This is a genomic window from Pseudomonadales bacterium (genome assembly GCA_041395665.1).
Lineage (GTDB): Bacteria > Pseudomonadota > Gammaproteobacteria > Pseudomonadales > UBA7239 > UBA7239.
In genome coordinates, this window is sequence record JAWLAB010000004.1 from 18,832 (window position 1) to 33,447 (window position 14,616).

17 protein-coding genes are annotated in these 14,616 nt (G+C 49.5%); 13 read left to right on the forward strand and 4 right to left on the reverse strand.

Annotated features, from left to right (window positions below; genetic code table 11):
• Positions 1 to 119 precede the first annotated feature (119 nt).
• On the reverse strand, positions 120 to 593 hold the full coding sequence (locus tag R3E63_06750; protein ID MEZ5539637.1) for an FxsA family protein: 474 nt from the start codon (positions 591 to 593) through the stop codon (positions 120 to 122).
• Between the two features lie 40 nt (positions 594 to 633).
• Here R3E63_06750 and R3E63_06755 point away from each other — a divergent pair, with 40 nt between their 5' ends.
• On the forward strand, positions 634 to 2,436 hold the full coding sequence (locus R3E63_06755) for a hypothetical protein (GenBank protein ID MEZ5539638.1): 1,803 nt from the start codon (positions 634 to 636) through the stop codon (positions 2,434 to 2,436).
• An 8-nt stretch (positions 2,437 to 2,444) separates the two neighbouring features.
• Here R3E63_06755 and R3E63_06760 read toward each other — a convergent pair whose 3' ends face one another.
• The 3 genes from R3E63_06760 to rpmE form a co-directional block, all read right to left on the reverse strand.
• Positions 2,445 to 3,743, reverse strand: a complete 1,299-nt coding sequence (locus tag R3E63_06760; protein MEZ5539639.1) for a M18 family aminopeptidase — start codon at positions 3,741 to 3,743, stop codon at positions 2,445 to 2,447.
• A 65-nt stretch (positions 3,744 to 3,808) separates the two neighbouring features.
• Positions 3,809 to 5,074, reverse strand: a complete 1,266-nt coding sequence (locus R3E63_06765; GenBank protein ID MEZ5539640.1) for a malic enzyme-like NAD(P)-binding protein — start codon at positions 5,072 to 5,074, stop codon at positions 3,809 to 3,811.
• Between the two features lie 83 nt (positions 5,075 to 5,157).
• Positions 5,158 to 5,370, reverse strand: a complete 213-nt coding sequence (rpmE, locus tag R3E63_06770; GenBank protein MEZ5539641.1) for a 50S ribosomal protein L31 — start codon at positions 5,368 to 5,370, stop codon at positions 5,158 to 5,160.
• A gap of 256 nt (positions 5,371 to 5,626) precedes the next feature.
• Here rpmE and iscR point away from each other — a divergent pair, with 256 nt between their 5' ends.
• The 12 genes from iscR (at position 5,627) to R3E63_06830 (ending at position 14,605) form a co-directional block, all read left to right on the forward strand.
• Complete coding sequence (iscR, locus tag R3E63_06775) at positions 5,627 to 6,112, forward strand: Fe-S cluster assembly transcriptional regulator IscR (GenBank protein ID MEZ5539642.1); 486 nt, start codon at positions 5,627 to 5,629, stop codon at positions 6,110 to 6,112.
• Positions 6,113 to 6,151: 39 nt separating this feature from the next.
• On the forward strand, positions 6,152 to 7,366 hold the full coding sequence (locus R3E63_06780) for an IscS subfamily cysteine desulfurase (GenBank protein ID MEZ5539643.1): 1,215 nt from the start codon (positions 6,152 to 6,154) through the stop codon (positions 7,364 to 7,366).
• A gap of 20 nt (positions 7,367 to 7,386) precedes the next feature.
• Complete coding sequence (gene iscU, locus R3E63_06785) at positions 7,387 to 7,770, forward strand: Fe-S cluster assembly scaffold IscU (protein MEZ5539644.1); 384 nt, start codon at positions 7,387 to 7,389, stop codon at positions 7,768 to 7,770.
• 52 nt (positions 7,771 to 7,822) lie between these two features.
• Complete coding sequence (iscA, locus tag R3E63_06790) at positions 7,823 to 8,146, forward strand: iron-sulfur cluster assembly protein IscA (GenBank protein MEZ5539645.1); 324 nt, start codon at positions 7,823 to 7,825, stop codon at positions 8,144 to 8,146.
• Between the two features lie 6 nt (positions 8,147 to 8,152).
• Positions 8,153 to 8,719 carry a Fe-S protein assembly co-chaperone HscB gene (hscB, locus tag R3E63_06795; protein ID MEZ5539646.1) on the forward strand — a complete coding sequence of 189 codons (567 nt, stop codon included), beginning with the start codon at positions 8,153 to 8,155 and terminating at the stop codon, positions 8,717 to 8,719.
• Positions 8,720 to 8,755: 36 nt separating this feature from the next.
• Positions 8,756 to 10,630: a Fe-S protein assembly chaperone HscA gene (gene hscA, locus R3E63_06800; protein ID MEZ5539647.1), complete on the forward strand. Its 1,875-nt coding sequence runs from the start codon at positions 8,756 to 8,758 to the stop codon at positions 10,628 to 10,630.
• Position 10,631: 1 nt separating this feature from the next.
• Positions 10,632 to 10,970, forward strand: a complete 339-nt coding sequence (fdx, locus tag R3E63_06805; protein ID MEZ5539648.1) for an ISC system 2Fe-2S type ferredoxin — start codon at positions 10,632 to 10,634, stop codon at positions 10,968 to 10,970.
• Positions 10,971 to 10,979: 9 nt separating this feature from the next.
• On the forward strand, positions 10,980 to 11,174 hold the full coding sequence (gene iscX, locus R3E63_06810) for a Fe-S cluster assembly protein IscX (protein MEZ5539649.1): 195 nt from the start codon (positions 10,980 to 10,982) through the stop codon (positions 11,172 to 11,174).
• A gap of 98 nt (positions 11,175 to 11,272) precedes the next feature.
• Positions 11,273 to 11,698 (forward strand): nucleoside-diphosphate kinase, encoded by a 426-nt coding sequence (ndk, locus tag R3E63_06815; protein ID MEZ5539650.1) that lies wholly within the window; start codon positions 11,273 to 11,275, stop codon positions 11,696 to 11,698.
• Between the two features lie 35 nt (positions 11,699 to 11,733).
• The gene (gene rlmN, locus R3E63_06820; GenBank protein ID MEZ5539651.1) at positions 11,734 to 12,876 is read left to right on the forward strand and encodes a 23S rRNA (adenine(2503)-C(2))-methyltransferase RlmN; all 1,143 of its coding nucleotides are present in this window, start codon (positions 11,734 to 11,736) and stop codon (positions 12,874 to 12,876) included.
• 2 nt (positions 12,877 to 12,878) lie between these two features.
• The gene (gene pilW, locus R3E63_06825) at positions 12,879 to 13,679 is read left to right on the forward strand and encodes a type IV pilus biogenesis/stability protein PilW (protein ID MEZ5539652.1); all 801 of its coding nucleotides are present in this window, start codon (positions 12,879 to 12,881) and stop codon (positions 13,677 to 13,679) included.
• The gene (locus R3E63_06830) at positions 13,676 to 14,605 is read left to right on the forward strand and encodes a DUF4115 domain-containing protein (GenBank protein ID MEZ5539653.1); all 930 of its coding nucleotides are present in this window, start codon (positions 13,676 to 13,678) and stop codon (positions 14,603 to 14,605) included. Before pilW ends, R3E63_06830 begins: the two co-directional genes overlap by 4 nt.
• The last annotated feature ends 11 nt before the right edge of the window (positions 14,606 to 14,616 follow it).

Below are 14,616 nucleotides of genomic sequence, written 5' to 3' on the forward strand. Positions count from 1 at the left end.
TAGTGAATAAAAACAGATAGTTAGCAGAGGGTTATTTCTCTACTTACTCTTCGTTCAAAGAGGTGGCTTGTTTATGGGGATGTACGGCTGCATTTCAATGGATGCGGGCAAAATTTCCCTCAGCGCAGGCGCGCGTCATCCTCATTGCTGAACTCGCCCTCGATGATGTCGCCGCTGTAACCGCGCGGTGAACGAGGCGCTGTTTGCTCATGCACGCTCCCGTGAGTGCTGTAACGCTGTACATAAAAATGCGTGCCGAGTGCGCGTTTTACTAACAAACGCCGCACAGGAGGAATGAGCAAGGGGACGGCGAGGATGTCGGTGATGAAGCCGGGGATGATGAACAGGAAGGCGGCCAGCGTGAGCGCAAAGCCATCTAAGATTTCTTCGGCGGGCAGTTCGCCGCGTTGCAGGCGTTGATCCAATTTGCTCAGCGTGTTGAAGCCCTGCAGGCGCAGCAGATTCATACCGAGGATGCCGGCGCCGATCAATAGTGCGATGGTGGTGAGCCCGCCAAGCGACGAGCCCACGCGAATGATGAGCCACAGCTCAATCAGAGGCATGGCGAGAAGTAGCCAGAGAAATCCGCGCATTTGCTTTCCTCGAAAATTGCTTTACCGTGCAAGCGATTTTGTGAAAGTGGTGACTGTACACGGTTTCTGCAAGTGCGGCGTGATGGATTTCTCCAATAAAAAAACAATGTTTCCGTGGTTGGCCTTTGGTTTGTGTGTCATTTTTTATGCTGCACTGGTCGCCATTGGTTTTGACGACATCGAAGAAGATGCCTTTATCTATTTTCGCTTTGCCGAAAATATCGCCAACGGTTACGGCTATGTGTTCAATGTCGGTGGCGAACGCATTGAAGCTTGCAGCGGTTTGATTTGGCTGGGCTTGATCACACTGCTGACCTTTCTGCCTTTACATATTGTGCTTGCCACAAAGCTGCTGTGCTTTGTATTTGGTGTGTTGTGTATCCATAAAGTGTTTGTCTTGTCGCAACGATTTATTCCCGATCGTTTTCTTGCGCTGCTGCCTGCTTTTTTTATGGCGGCGAGTATTCCGTTTTATGTGTGGTCGGTGCGCGGTCTTGAAACGGCATTTTATTGGTTTGTTGCGTTGTGGCTGTTGGATTGGGCGACGAATCCCGACAGAGTGCGTTGGTGGTGGCTGCCTGCGATTGTGTTAATCAATGCACGACCGGAAGGTGTTTTTATGCTGGCAGCCGTTGTGCCGTATTTGTTTTTCTGTCAGAGAAAAACTTCGCAGTTTTGGCTCGGCGTTGTGTGGATTGCGTTGTCGTTTCTCGCTGTTACCGCGTGGCGTTTTTGGTATTTTCACGATCTCGTGCCGCACCCGTTTTATTTCAAAGTTAACCCTAATCATCTACAGTCATTCAGAAATCTTTTGACCTACGGCTGGTATTCCGGCTGGTGGCTGCTGTTGTTGATAGCGCTGCCTGGTGTTGTGCGGCGTTGGCAGCAGCAAGATGTGGCATTGGCAGGTTTTTTGGTGCTCTCATTACTGTGGACGGTGTTTGTTTTTGAAGACAAAGCCTTTAATCGCCACACGGGCATTGTGTTGCCGTTTATTTATATGTTTACGCTGATGTTATTGGCGCGTTGGTGGCAGCCTGCGGGCTGGTGGCTGCGCGGTGCATCGCAAGCCTTACTGGTTGTGTTGTTGGCATACACCTTGGTGTATGCGCAAACGGTGCAATTTGAAAATTCACGACGAGGTCCTTTTCTTGCTAACTTCCTCCATGCATTGAGTAACAACAAAGATTATTGGGGGAAGGTTGGGCGCCTGATAAAAAATCCTGATAGTTTTCAAGAAAAACTAGATAAGGTGGGTGTATTTAATATTCGCTACAACTTGATCGCTTCTGTCGGTGATTTTGTTCACTTGAATTATCGCGATGATGCCGTGGTTGTGTATGACCAAATTGGCCAAGCGCCTTGGTATGCGGGAGAGAAAACACAATTTATTGATAATTTGGGGTTGGGCTATCGCGCCATTGGCCTGTCGCGCTTTCATCAAGCTGCTGAGCAATCTTGGCTTTATCACTCGTATGAAAAAGTTATGGAGTTTTTGGTTGGATATTGGTGGCCAGAAGAAAAACGCGTGCAAACGAATCAAGAAATCATTGAAGGTATTCTTTCGCGTAAGCCAGATGTCATCATTGCGCGTAAAAAATACATTGTGAAAGAAAGAAACAATTTATTGACGGATATGCTGCGCGATCCGGCAATATTGGCGCAGTATCAAGCGCGTTATTTGTTGAATAATCGTGAAATTATTTTTGAACGCTTGTCGCCAGAGCCGTCCTATCACAAGTTACCCGCAGGGAGGTTTTCAGTGCCTACGGGTGCTAAGGTGCAGGAAATTACCGCGTTTAACTGGTGCGACAATTCGCCGTGTCTTACTTTGAAACAGTAGTAATGCACTTATATTGGCAAGTACGCACTGTTAAAAAAGGCGAGTAGGGCGCGCTGTAAGTAATCCACATCCTGCACACCTGCTAATTCCCTGATTGAGTGCATGGCGAAAGTTGGCACACCAATATCGACAGTTTTTATTCCTGTTTCTGCTGAAGTCAGCGGGCCTATTGTGCTGCCGCAACCCATATCGGCACGCGCAACAAAACTTTGTACGGGAATTTGATGTTGTTCGCACAGGTGACGGAAAAATGCTTGCGTCACGGCAGTGCTGGCGTAGCGTTGATTGGCGTTGATTTTGATCACAGGGCCGCCATTGAGTACGGGGCCGTGTTTTTCGTCGTGTTTTTCTGGGTAATTGGGATGAATGCCGTGCGCATTGTCAGCGGAAATCATTAAGGAGTGATGCGCGGTGCGTGCAAGTGTTTCACTGTTGCCCAGCCAGCGTTGCAGCACGCTGGTGAGAAATGTGCCTTGTGCGCCGCAACAAGAAACGCTACCCACTTCTTCATGATCAGTGCAAACCAACATGGCAGGTTGTAAGCCATCGCATTGCAATAAAGCCTGTAAGCCGGCATAGCAACTGAGCAAATTATCCAAACGCGCGCTGGCGATAAATTCTTCGTGTAAACCAATTTTTGCAGCGGTCTGTGTGTCGCAAGCGCAAATATCGAAATCTAAAATACTTTCTGCATCGCAATTCGGGTGCTGCGTTAATAATTGCGTGAGCAAAAGTTGACGAATGTTGGGTGCATCATTGTGAGTAGTGCCCTGCAACAACAGTGGCAATTCTTTTTGCGCGTTGAGCGCGCGACCGTTGTTGACATCGCGATCCAAGTGAATCGCCAAGCTAGGAATACAGGCAATCGCGCGAGGAAAATGAATCAGTGCGTTTGCTAAAGTTCTATTACTGGTTTTGTAACTCACACGCCCCGCTAAAGTGAGATCGCGATCAAACCAAGGATGCAGCAACGCGCCGCCGTATACTTCCACGCCGAGTTGTGCGTAATTTTGCCGCTGTAAATCCGGTTCTGGTTTGAGTTTTAAGCAGGGGCTATCGGTGTGTGCGCCGACCAAACGAATACCACTTTGTGTGGGGTCTTGTTGCGAAACAACAAAGGCAATCAACGATGAATCATTGCGCGTGACGACATAACGACCACCGGCTTGAATATCCCAATGCTGTCCTTCGTCTAACGCAGAAAACCCCGCCGCCAGCAAACGCATTTGCATTTGTTGTGTCGCGTGAAAAGGTGTGGGTGATGCGTCGAGAAACGCAAGAAAATCATCAGGCTGTTGTTGTGTCATGTCGTTGTCGCTGCAAAAAAAACTTGCAGCCATTCTATAACGACGATGGCTTACAGCGGGTTTAGTTATAGCGGATAGTGCGCTGGGTAGGGCAGGCGGGCAACACCGCTATCGACAGCGGCGCGTGCTACGGCTGCAGAAACGCGAGACAACAATCGCGGGTCGGTTGGTTTTGGCAAAATGTAATCGCGACCAAAAGCCAATGGCTTGCCACCGTAGGCGGTAACGACAGAGGCTGGTACGGTTTCTTTGGTGATTTCGCGCACGGCATGCACAGCAGCCATTTTCATTTCTAAATTGATCACGGAAGCGCGAACATCGAGTGCGCCGCGAAAAATAAAGGGGAAGCCCAATACATTATTGACTTGGTTGGGGTAATCCGAGCGGCCTGTGGCGATGATGAGATCGTCGCGTGTAGCGAGTGCCAGTTCAGGGCGAATTTCTGGGTCGGGGTTGGAGCCAGCAAACACAATCGGCTTGGCTGCCATTTTGAGCAACTGTTCTGGGCTGAGTAAGTTGGGGCCTGACAGGCCAACAAACACATCAGCGCCTTCAATGGCATCGTCAAGCGTGCGTGCGTCGGTTTTTACCGCAAAACGCAGTTTGTGTTTGCCTAAATCTTGGCGGTCGGTGTGCAGCACGCCTTTGCTATCCAACATCAAAATATTGTCGTGCTTGGCACCGGCGGCAATTAATAAATCACAGCTAGCAACGGCAGCGGCGCCTGCGCCCAAGAATACGATTTTGGCATCGGCCAGATTTTTGCCTTGAATTTCCAGCGCGTTGAGCAAACCGGCGAGGCCGACGATGGCAGTGCCGTGTTGATCATCATGGAAAACAGGAACTTGGCAGCGCTCAATCAAAGCCGCTTCGATATCGAAGCACTCGGGCGCGCGGATATCTTCGAGGTTAATGCCGCCAAAGGAGTTGGCGATCAGAGCAACAGCATCGATAAAACGCTCGCTGTCTTCGGTATCCACTTCAATATCGGTGGCGTTGATGTCGGCAAAGCGTTTGAACAGTAGTGCCTTGCCTTCCATCACGGGCTTACTGGCCATCGCGCCCAAATTGCCCAATCCGAGAATGGCTGTGCCGTTGGAGATAACGGCAACTTGGTTGCCTTTGCCAGTGTAGAGGTAAGCCAATTCAGGATCGCGCGCGATTTCGCGCACCGGTTCAGCCACACCGGGGCTATAAGCCAATGACAGATCGCGTTGATCGTCGGCCGGTGTTGTCAGCACGGTGGCGAGTTTGCCAGGCGTAGGCAGGGCGTGGTAATCCAGCGCGGCGCGGCGCAACTCTTCATCACACGGCTTTTTGACATCAAGCATGCCGTTGGATCCTGACAGTTAGGGTGGTGTGGCTTGAACAAACGGCAGCAGAGAGCGCTGCCGTATCCGTTTGGAAATTAAACTTATTTGATACCGCGAGAACCAAAGCGTTGCTTGAAGCGGTCGATACGGCCACCGGTCTCGGCCACTTTTTGACGGCCTGTGTAGAACGGGTGGCAGGCTGCGCATACATCGAGGTTGATGTCGCGGCACAGCGTAGAGCGAGTAACAACGGTGTTACCGCAGCTGCATTTTGCGGTGACTTCGGCGTATTTCGGGTGGATATCGGCTTTCATGGTTAACGCTCCGGATGTTGTGCCGCCATCGAACTTCTGCGTTTGACACGGCAACGGGAAAAACGGGACGCGAATGCTACCAGATACCCCTGTTGAAGTGAACTCCTTCTGGGCTATTCCTGCAGAGACGATAGTTGGGTGGGTAGGTGAGTTGGCTAAGTATCATCCGAGTGATTTTCTCGGATAAAAGATTGAGAGAAATACTTGGTTGGCTGCATAATGAGCCCATGTTCAATGACTGTGGTAGGTGACTGTCATGCGTCTCACAACCAAAGGCCGCTATGCGGTAACAGCGATGTTGGATTTGGCGCTGCGCGTCGATAAAGGGCCGGTCAGCCTCGCTGAAATTTCCAATCGCCAAGGTATTTCTCTGTCCTACCTTGAGCAATTGTTTGCAAAGTTGCGCGGCAATGATTTAGTCAGTAGTGTTCGCGGCCCCGGCGGCGGCTACCGACTCAGCCGAGATGCAGCACAGATTTCAGTTGCGCAAATCATTGATGCCGTTAACGAATCCATTGATGCGACTAGCTGTGGCGGCGAAGGTGATTGCCAGCAGGGCGAAAAATGCCTAACACACGATTTGTGGTGTTTGCTGAGTGAGAAGATCCACGACTTTCTTGGAGCAATCACTTTGGCGAGTTTGGTGAATAGTCAGAATGTGCAAGAAGTGTCTGCGCGCCAGCTGAGAAAAGCTGACGAAGAACGCCCGATTACGGTGTTGAGTGCGCGCACAACTGCATAGTTGTTTTGGCACGCAGTAATTTTTAGGTGGAGAACAGCCATGAAACTACCGATTTATTTTGATTACGCAGCTACCACGCCAGTTGACCCTCGTGTTGCACAAAAAATGTGCGAGTGCTTAACGCTGGATGGCAATTTTGGTAATCCCGCGTCGCGTTCGCATATGTTTGGTTGGAAAGCCGAAGAAGCTGCAGAAAATGCACGCAATCAAGTGGCTGCATTGATTGGTGCAGATCCGCGTGAAATTGTTTGGACTTCTGGTGCGACAGAATCTGACAACTTGGCGATTAAAGGTGTTGCCCATTTCAATGAGAAAAAAGGCAAACACATCATCACTTCCAAAATCGAACACAAAGCCGTGTTGGATACTTGCCGTCAATTAGAGCGCGAAGGTTTTGAAGTCACTTATTTGGATCCAACACCTGAAGGTTTGATTGAGCCGCAACAAGTGGCGGATGCGTTGCGTCCAGACACCACTTTGGTTTCTATCATGCATGTCAATAATGAAATTGGCACGATCAATGACATCGCGGCGATTGGTGCAATCTGTCGTGCAAAAGGCGTTTTGTATCATGTGGATGCAGCGCAGAGCGCAGGCAAAGTACCATTGAATATGGCGGAGTTGCCAGTGGATTTGCTTTCACTGTCAGCGCACAAAGTTTACGGTCCTAAAGGTATTGGTGCGTTGTATGTAGGGCGTAAACCGCGTGTGCGTATCGAAGCGCAAATGCACGGCGGCGGTCACGAGCGCGGTATGCGCTCTGGCACTTTGCCTACGCATCAGATCGTTGGTATGGGTGAAGCATTTCGCATCGCAGGTGAAGAAATGGCAACAGAAAACGCGCGCTTTTTAGCGTTGCGCAATCGTTTGTTGGCTGGCGTTAGCGATATTGAACAAGTATTTATCAACGGCTCTTTGGATCATCGCATCGCAGGCAATCTCAATATCAGTTTTGCTTTTGTTGAAGGTGAATCGTTGATGATGTCGCTGAAAGATCTCGCACTGTCTTCGGGTTCTGCGTGTACTTCGGCGAGCTTGGAACCTTCTTATGTATTGCGCGCCTTAGGCTTGAGTGATGAGTTGGCGCACAGCTCGCTGCGTTTCAGTATCGGTCGTTTTACAACGGAAGAAGATATTGATTTTGCGGTAGAGCAGTTGCGCAAAGCCGTGAGCAAATTACGCGAATTGTCACCTTTGTGGGATATGTACAAAGAAGGGATTGATTTGAATTCTGTTCAATGGGCTGCGCATTAATCACGCAGTTGGAGGTAGTTATGGCATACAGTGAAAAAGTGATCGATCATTATGAAAACCCACGCAATGTCGGCGTGTTGGATACAAAATCAGACAATGTTGGCACGGGCATGGTCGGTGCGCCCGCTTGCGGCGATGTGATGCGTCTGCAAATTCAAGTGAATGATCAAGGCATTATCGAAGATGCTAAGTTCAAAACTTATGGCTGCGGTTCTGCGATTGCCTCCAGTTCGTTGTTGACGGAGTGGGTGAAAGGCAAAACGCTGGACGAAGCTTCATTGATCAAAAATGTGGATATTGCTGAAGAGCTGGCGTTGCCGCCGGTCAAAATTCACTGCTCTGTTTTGGCGGAAGACGCCATCAAAGCAGCGATCAGTGATCTCAAGCAAAAACGCGGGCAGTGATTGTTTGCAAAATAACGCTATGCAAAACAATGCGACTGTCGGAGGTGAGTAAATGGCCATAACGATGACAGAAGCTGCGCGCAATCATGTGCGCAATTTTTTAACCAACCGCGGGCGCGGTGTGGGCGTGCGCTTAGGTGTAAAAACGGCAGGCTGTTCTGGATTGTCTTATGTGTTGGAGTTTGTCGATGAACTGCAAGAAGGCGATGCAGTATTTGATAACGACGGCGTGAAAGTCGTCGTGGATGGCAAGAGCTTGGTTTATCTCGACGGCACCGAACTGGATTACACCAAGGAAGGCTTGAACGAAGGATTTCAATTCAACAATCCTAACGTCAGTGCCGAATGCGGTTGTGGCGAAAGTTTTCATATCTGAGTTTTTATGGCCACCTCTACCGAGCACGCCATCGCCTGCACTTTGAAACCGCTGCTGAGCGACGAGCAGGATTATTTTTCTATCTTTGGTTTGCAGCCGTCTTGGGAAGTTGATGTGGCTCAATTGGCTGAGCGCTATCGCCAATTGCAACAAGCTGTGCATCCTGATCGTTTTATGCGCGAGTGTGATCGCTCGCAGCGTTTGGCGCAGCAGCAAGCGGCACAAGTGAACGCCGCCTTTAATACATTGAAATCTCCTCTTTTACGCGCGCAATATTTGTTGGAGCGCGAAGGGCAGGCGCATGCGCAGGAAAGAACCGTGCATGACGGTGCTTTTTTGATGGCGCAAATTGAATTGCGCGAGCGACTGGACGATGCGGCGGGTGATTTGTCGGCGTTGGATCAGCTGACGGCAGATGTGCAACAGCAATCGCGCCAATATCAACATCAGTTTGCGGATTACTGGCAGAAAAAAGATTGGTCAGCCGCGCAAAGTGCTGTCGATAAATTGCAGTTTGCAACAAAATTGTTACAAGAAATTGAAAATCGACAAGAGCTATTATTGGATGAATGATTGGTTCGCGTTGAGTGAAAAATACGGCTGAGCAAAATGGCACTGTTACAAATTTCTGAACCCGGTATGAGTCCTGCGCCGCACGCACACAAGCGTGCAGCGGGTATAGATCTGGGTACAACGCATTCTCTGGTTGCCACTGTGCGCAGTGGTTCGCCTGTTGTATTGGCTGATGAAAATGGCGAAGTGATTTTGCCTTCGGCTGTGCATTATTTTGCCGATGGTCATGCTGAGGTAGGTGCCGTTGCGCGCTTACAGGCAGCCGAAGATCCACTGAATACATTGGTGTCGGTGAAGCGTTTGATGGGGCGCGGCGTGCAAGACATGCAGCAGCTCGGTGGTGGTTTCTCTTATCATTTTGCTGATCAAGACGGCATGGTGAAAATTGAAACGGCGGCGGGGTTGATCAGCCCCGTGCAAGCTTCGGCTGAAATTTTGCGTGAATTATCTACGCGCGCTAGCGCAACGCTAGGCGGCGATTTAGATGGCGTGGTGATCACGGTGCCTGCGTATTTTGATGATGCGCAGCGTCAGGCAACGAAGGATGCTGGAGTACTCGCCGGTTTGAAGGTGATGCGCCTGCTCAATGAGCCCACCGCAGCAGCGGTTGCTTACGGTTTAGATCGCGGCGAAGAGGGTGTGATCGCTGTTTTTGATTTAGGTGGCGGTACGCTAGATATTTCTATTCTGCGTTTGTCGCGCGGCGTGTTTGAGGTGTTAGCAACGGTTGGCGATACCGCGTTAGGTGGCGATGATTTTGATAATGCATTGGCAGAATGGGTTTTACAGCAAGCCAAAGTTGATGCTTTAGATTTTTCAGCGCGCCGTGCGTTGCTGGATGCTTGCCGCGTTGCGAAAGAAGCGTTGTCGTATACCAATTCTGTTGAAATCGCTTTCGGCGCGTGGACTGGTTTTATTTCACGCGAGCAATACGATGCGCTGATTGAGCCTTTAGTCGAGCGAGGTGTGCGTTGCTGTCGTAAAGCAATGCGCGATGCCAAAGTACCAGCAAACGAAATTGCGCATGTTGTAATGGTCGGTGGTTCAACGCGCTGTCCTTTTGTGCGCAAAAAAGTGGGCGATTTTTTTCAGCAAACGCCGTTGACCGATATTGATCCTGATTGTGTGGTGGCTTTAGGCGCTGCAATACAAGCCGATCAGTTGGTCGGCAATCGTCCTGATAACGAATTGTTGTTACTGGATGTCATTCCGCTGTCTCTCGGTATCGAAACCATGGGCGGTTTGGTGGAAAAAATCATTTTGCGCAATACCACGATACCTGTGGCGAAAGCACAGGAGTTCACCACTTTCAAAGACGGCCAAACCGCGATGAGTATTCATGTGGTGCAAGGTGAACGCGAAATGGTGAGCGATTGTCGATCGCTGGCAAAATTTGAATTGCGCAATATTCCACCGATGGTGGCGGGTGCTGCACATATTCGCGTGACTTTCCAAGTGGATGCCGATGGTTTGCTCAGTGTCAGCGCACGCGAAAATAGCAGTGGTGTGCAGGCGAGCGTTACCGTTAAACCTTCTTATGGTTTAGAAGATGGCGACATCGTGCGTATCTTGCAGGATTCTTTTGCGAATGCGAAAGAAGATGTGTTGGCAAGAAAAATTAGAGAGCAGCGTTTGGAAGCACGCCGTATGTTGGAAAGTTTGCAATCTGCGGTGCGCGTAGATCGCGCTTTGTTGAGTGACGCTGAACATACATTGCTACAAAACTTGATGAAGGAATTGCAAAATCAAGAAAAAAATGAAGACAGCCGTGCGATTGCTGAAGTGGTCGAGCGCGCTGGTCGTGACAGTGAGTTTTTTGCCGCGCGTCGCATGGATGCTGCTATTCAAAAAGCATTGGCAGGTAAAAGTGTCGATGATTTTTCCGTAACGAATAGCAGCAAGGAGAATTGAAATGCCAAAAATTGTTTTTTTGCCTCATGAAACGCTGTGCCCTGATGGTGCGGTGGTTGAAGCCATCAAGGGCGACAGTATTTGTGTCACTGCGTTGAAGCACGGTATCAAAATTGAACATGCCTGCGAGATGTCCTGTGCTTGCACAACGTGCCATGTCATCGTACGCGAAGGAGGGGATTCGCTGGAGTCACCCGATGAACTGGAAGACGATATGTTGGATAAAGCGTGGGGTTTGGAGCCGGATTCGCGCTTGAGTTGTCAGGCGTTGGTTGCTGATGAAGATTTGGTCGTTGAGATTCCTAAGTACACCATCAACCTCGCGTCAGAACGCCACTGAGGAGGCTTTATGAAGTGGACGGATGTACAAGATATCGCCATTGAATTGGCGGATACACAAAAAGAGATCGACCCGCGTTATGTCAACTTTGTAACCTTGCGGGATCTCGTGTTGGCACTGCCAGACTTCAATGACGATCCCGAGCGCTGTGGCGAGAAAGTGCTAGAGGCCATTCAAGCCGCTTGGATGGACGAGCTGGATTGAGTCGAAATTCTGCGTGGCAAGCATTGCTACTTGCCCCTATAATGCCGCCCCTGATTTTGGCCTTGCGCCACCCCTAACTTGTCTCGGAGATTGTCGTAATGGCTGTAGAAAGCACCTTGTCTATCATCAAACCTGACGCTGTTGCTAAGAATGCGATCGGTGCTATTTACAGCCGTTTTGAGCAAGCAGGTCTTAAAATCGCTGCTTCGCGCATGAAGCACCTCAGCCAAGCAGAGGCTGAAGGTTTCTATGCCGAGCACCGCGAGCGCGGTTTCTTCAAAGATTTGGTGGCGTTCATGACTTCTGGCCCTGTCGTGGTTCAGGTGCTGGTGGGTGAAAACGCTATCGCTAAAAACCGTGAGTTGATGGGTGCAACGGATCCAAAACAAGCCGATGCAGGCACGATTCGTGCGGATTTTGCGACCAGCATCGACGCTAACGCTGTACACGGTTCTGACTCAGCTGCTTCTGCAGCACGAGAAATTGCGTACTTCTTCCCAGCGACCGATATTTACCTGCGCTGAAATCCTGCATGCCGAGCGCCCGGAGGCGCGATGACATGAGCCAGATAGTCGACAAGGTGAATCTGCTCGGTCTCAGCTCGGCCAAATTAGAGGCATTTTTTGCGGAGTTGGGTGAAAAACCGTTCCGCGCGCGCCAAGTATTGCAATGGATACATCAACGCGGTGTGGATGATTTTGAGCAGATGTCCAATCTCTCAAAATCTCTGCGCGAAAAACTCGCCGCCGTGGCGGAAGTGCGACCACCGGAATTGTTGCAACAATTGGAATCGATCGACGGTACGCGCAAGTGGTTGATGCGTGTTTCCGGCGGCAGTTGTATCGAAACCGTCTTTATCCCCGAAAAAAAACGCGGAACCCTGTGTGTGTCGTCACAGGTGGGGTGCTCGCTGGATTGCAGTTTTTGCGCCACCGGCAAACAGGGTTTTCAGCGCGATTTAACTGCCGCAGAAATTGTCGGTCAGTTGTGGTTGGCGGCAAAATCTTTCGATAGTTTGAACCCGCAAGCGGATCGCGTGATTTCCAATGTGGTGCTGATGGGCATGGGCGAGCCTCTGCTTAACTTTGACAATGTGGTCGATGCCGTCAATTTGATGATGAACGATCACGCTTACGGTTTGTCGAAACGGCGCGTCACGCTCAGCACTTCAGGCGTGGTGCCGATGTTGGATGAACTCGGCAAGCACACCGATGTGTCGCTGGCGATTTCGCTGCACGCACCGAACGATGCGCTGCGCGATGAATTGGTGCCGATCAACCGCAAATACCCGATTGCTATGTTGCTAGATTCAGTCAAGCGCTATCTCGCTGGTCTGCCGGATAAACGAAGCGCAACCATCGAGTACACGCTGATTGACGGTGTGAACGATAAACCTGAGCACGCGCAGCAATTGGCAGCGCTGTTGCACGATGTGCCATCCAAAATCAATTTGATTCCATTTAATCCGTTTTCACTGTCGGACTATCGACGCGTCAGCAATAACCGTTTGTACCGTTTCCGTGACATTTTGATTGAAGCAGGGTATACAACCACCATTCGCACCACCCGTGGTGACGATATTGATGCAGCCTGTGGTCAGTTGGCCGGCATGGTGAATGACCGGACGCGGCGCAGCGCGCGTTACGAGCAGGCAAGATCAGCTTCCACTGGCGATATTGTGCGTATAGTTCAAGGAGAGTAGTAATGAAGTTTTTAGTGCGTTTGTTGATGAGTATTTTTGTGTGCGGCACTTTGCTGTTATCAGGCTGCGTGACAGAGACAGTCAATGACGCGACAGGAAAACCTGTTCCTCGTGCTGATAGTAAAGTGGATATGAAATCGGCGTTGTCGGATTACATTACGCTGGCCAATGGTTATATGCGTGACGGCCGTCGCGATATGGCTTTGCGCGCTATTAAAAGAGGTTTGGCAATCGATGATGATTCAGCCGAGATGCACAATGTGTTGGCCTATTATTATCTGACGGATGGTGAATTTGAGTTGGCAGAAAAAGAATATAAGACGGCATTGAGTAGTGATTCTGATTTTACGGCCACCTATGTTAATTACGGTGTGTTCTTATATCAGCGCAAACGCTATGACGAAGCGTGCGAAAAGTTTGCTAAAGCAACAGACGATGTTATGTATGCTAAGCGCGATGCTGCATTTCTTAACTACGGTATTTGCCTTAAAAAGCAAGGAAAGATGAAAGAGGCTGAAGAGGCTTTGCGTCGTAGTTATGTCAATAATGCGCGCAACACAGCTGTTATTTTAGAAATGGCAGAGCTGAAATTTGATACAGGAGAATTTGCTCAAAGCAGTCAGCTGTATGAAAAATATATAGCAACTTCTAAGCAAAATGCTCAGTCCCTCTGGTTGGGTATTCGTTTGTCGCGTGCACTAAAACAAGCGGATAAAGAATCCAGTTATGCGCTGCTGCTTAAAAACCATTTCGCCAACTCTCCGCAGTACAGTGAATATCAAGCTTGGGCGAGAGCTAAATGAATGCTGTGAATGGTGAAGCGGCTGCTTTGTCCAGCGCGATTGATATTGGTTTAGTCTTAAAGCAACGCCGCGAAGAAAAAAATTTTTTATTGGAAGGTGTGGCAAGTGAGTTGCGCTTAACGCCGCATCAATTGTTAGCGCTGGAAAGTGGGCGATTCTCTGAATTTCGTAGTGCGGTATTTGTGAAAGGCCATTTACGCAATTGCGCCAAGCTGTACGGAATAGATGGCGATGTATTAGTGCGTGCTTATGAGCGTATTGCGCCAAAAGTTGATAAGGAAGTTTCTACTCCTGCTCGCGCTAAAATCGTGGTCATTTCTACACCGAATCCATACCGTAAATACAGCCCTGTTATTGCTCTGTTGCTTGTATTGCTGGTTGCTGGTGGTTATTGGCAGTGGATATCGCGTTCTTCACAAATGCCGCAACCTATTATTGAAGTCGCTGAGTCGGAAGCTGTACCGGCATCGGAAGAGGCTCAACTGAATAATATTGATGCCGCAGAAGATATTCTTTCGTCATCGACAACAACGACACTGATTGACCAATCACCGCTACAAATTACCCCGCTAGCCGCAGCTCCTCTCAATGAGGCCGCAGTCAGTGCCGTAGAAAATTCCAATGCAGTGAATGATCAAAAAACAGTAGAAAACGATCAACTGGATTCAGCCTTGCATATCGAGTTTTCTGACGATTGTTGGGTGCAAATTAAAAGCCACAACGGAAAAATAGTGCACGAAAAAAACTATCACAAAGGTGATGTGTTGGATTTGGATGTGGCTCCGCCTTTGTATATTTGGCTGGGTAGAGCTGCCGCAGCCAATGTGAACTACAACGGTACACCGGTATCTGTGCCAATTAAAACGGGCGCGCAATCTGCGCGGTTTGTGTTGGGTGATGACACAAAAACAGATCGAGTCGAGTGACGAGGTAAAAT

Excerpts from the sequence above, each read along its gene's own strand:
- fdx (MEZ5539648.1), top strand. The coding sequence starts at position 10,632 with ATGCCAAAAATTGTTTTTTTGCCTCATGAAACGCTGTGCCCTGATGGT.
- R3E63_06750 (MEZ5539637.1), bottom strand. The coding sequence starts at position 593 with ATGCGCGGATTTCTCTGGCTACTTCTCGCCATGCCTCTGATTGAGCTG.
- R3E63_06765 (MEZ5539640.1), bottom strand. The coding sequence starts at position 5,074 with ATGCTTGATGTCAAAAAGCCGTGTGATGAAGAGTTGCGCCGCGCCGCG.
- R3E63_06760 (MEZ5539639.1), bottom strand. The coding sequence starts at position 3,743 with ATGACACAACAACAGCCTGATGATTTTCTTGCGTTTCTCGACGCATCA.
- iscR (MEZ5539642.1), top strand. The coding sequence starts at position 5,627 with ATGCGTCTCACAACCAAAGGCCGCTATGCGGTAACAGCGATGTTGGAT.
- iscA (MEZ5539645.1), top strand. The coding sequence starts at position 7,823 with ATGGCCATAACGATGACAGAAGCTGCGCGCAATCATGTGCGCAATTTT.
- hscB (MEZ5539646.1), top strand. The coding sequence starts at position 8,153 with ATGGCCACCTCTACCGAGCACGCCATCGCCTGCACTTTGAAACCGCTG.
- rlmN (MEZ5539651.1), top strand. The coding sequence starts at position 11,734 with ATGAGCCAGATAGTCGACAAGGTGAATCTGCTCGGTCTCAGCTCGGCC.
- R3E63_06780 (MEZ5539643.1), top strand. The coding sequence starts at position 6,152 with ATGAAACTACCGATTTATTTTGATTACGCAGCTACCACGCCAGTTGAC.
- pilW (MEZ5539652.1), top strand. The coding sequence starts at position 12,879 with ATGAAGTTTTTAGTGCGTTTGTTGATGAGTATTTTTGTGTGCGGCACT.
- rpmE (MEZ5539641.1), bottom strand. The coding sequence starts at position 5,370 with ATGAAAGCCGATATCCACCCGAAATACGCCGAAGTCACCGCAAAATGC.
- hscA (MEZ5539647.1), top strand. The coding sequence starts at position 8,756 with ATGGCACTGTTACAAATTTCTGAACCCGGTATGAGTCCTGCGCCGCAC.
- ndk (MEZ5539650.1), top strand. The coding sequence starts at position 11,273 with ATGGCTGTAGAAAGCACCTTGTCTATCATCAAACCTGACGCTGTTGCT.
- R3E63_06830 (MEZ5539653.1), top strand. The coding sequence starts at position 13,676 with ATGAATGCTGTGAATGGTGAAGCGGCTGCTTTGTCCAGCGCGATTGAT.
- iscU (MEZ5539644.1), top strand. The coding sequence starts at position 7,387 with ATGGCATACAGTGAAAAAGTGATCGATCATTATGAAAACCCACGCAAT.
- iscX (MEZ5539649.1), top strand. The coding sequence starts at position 10,980 with ATGAAGTGGACGGATGTACAAGATATCGCCATTGAATTGGCGGATACA.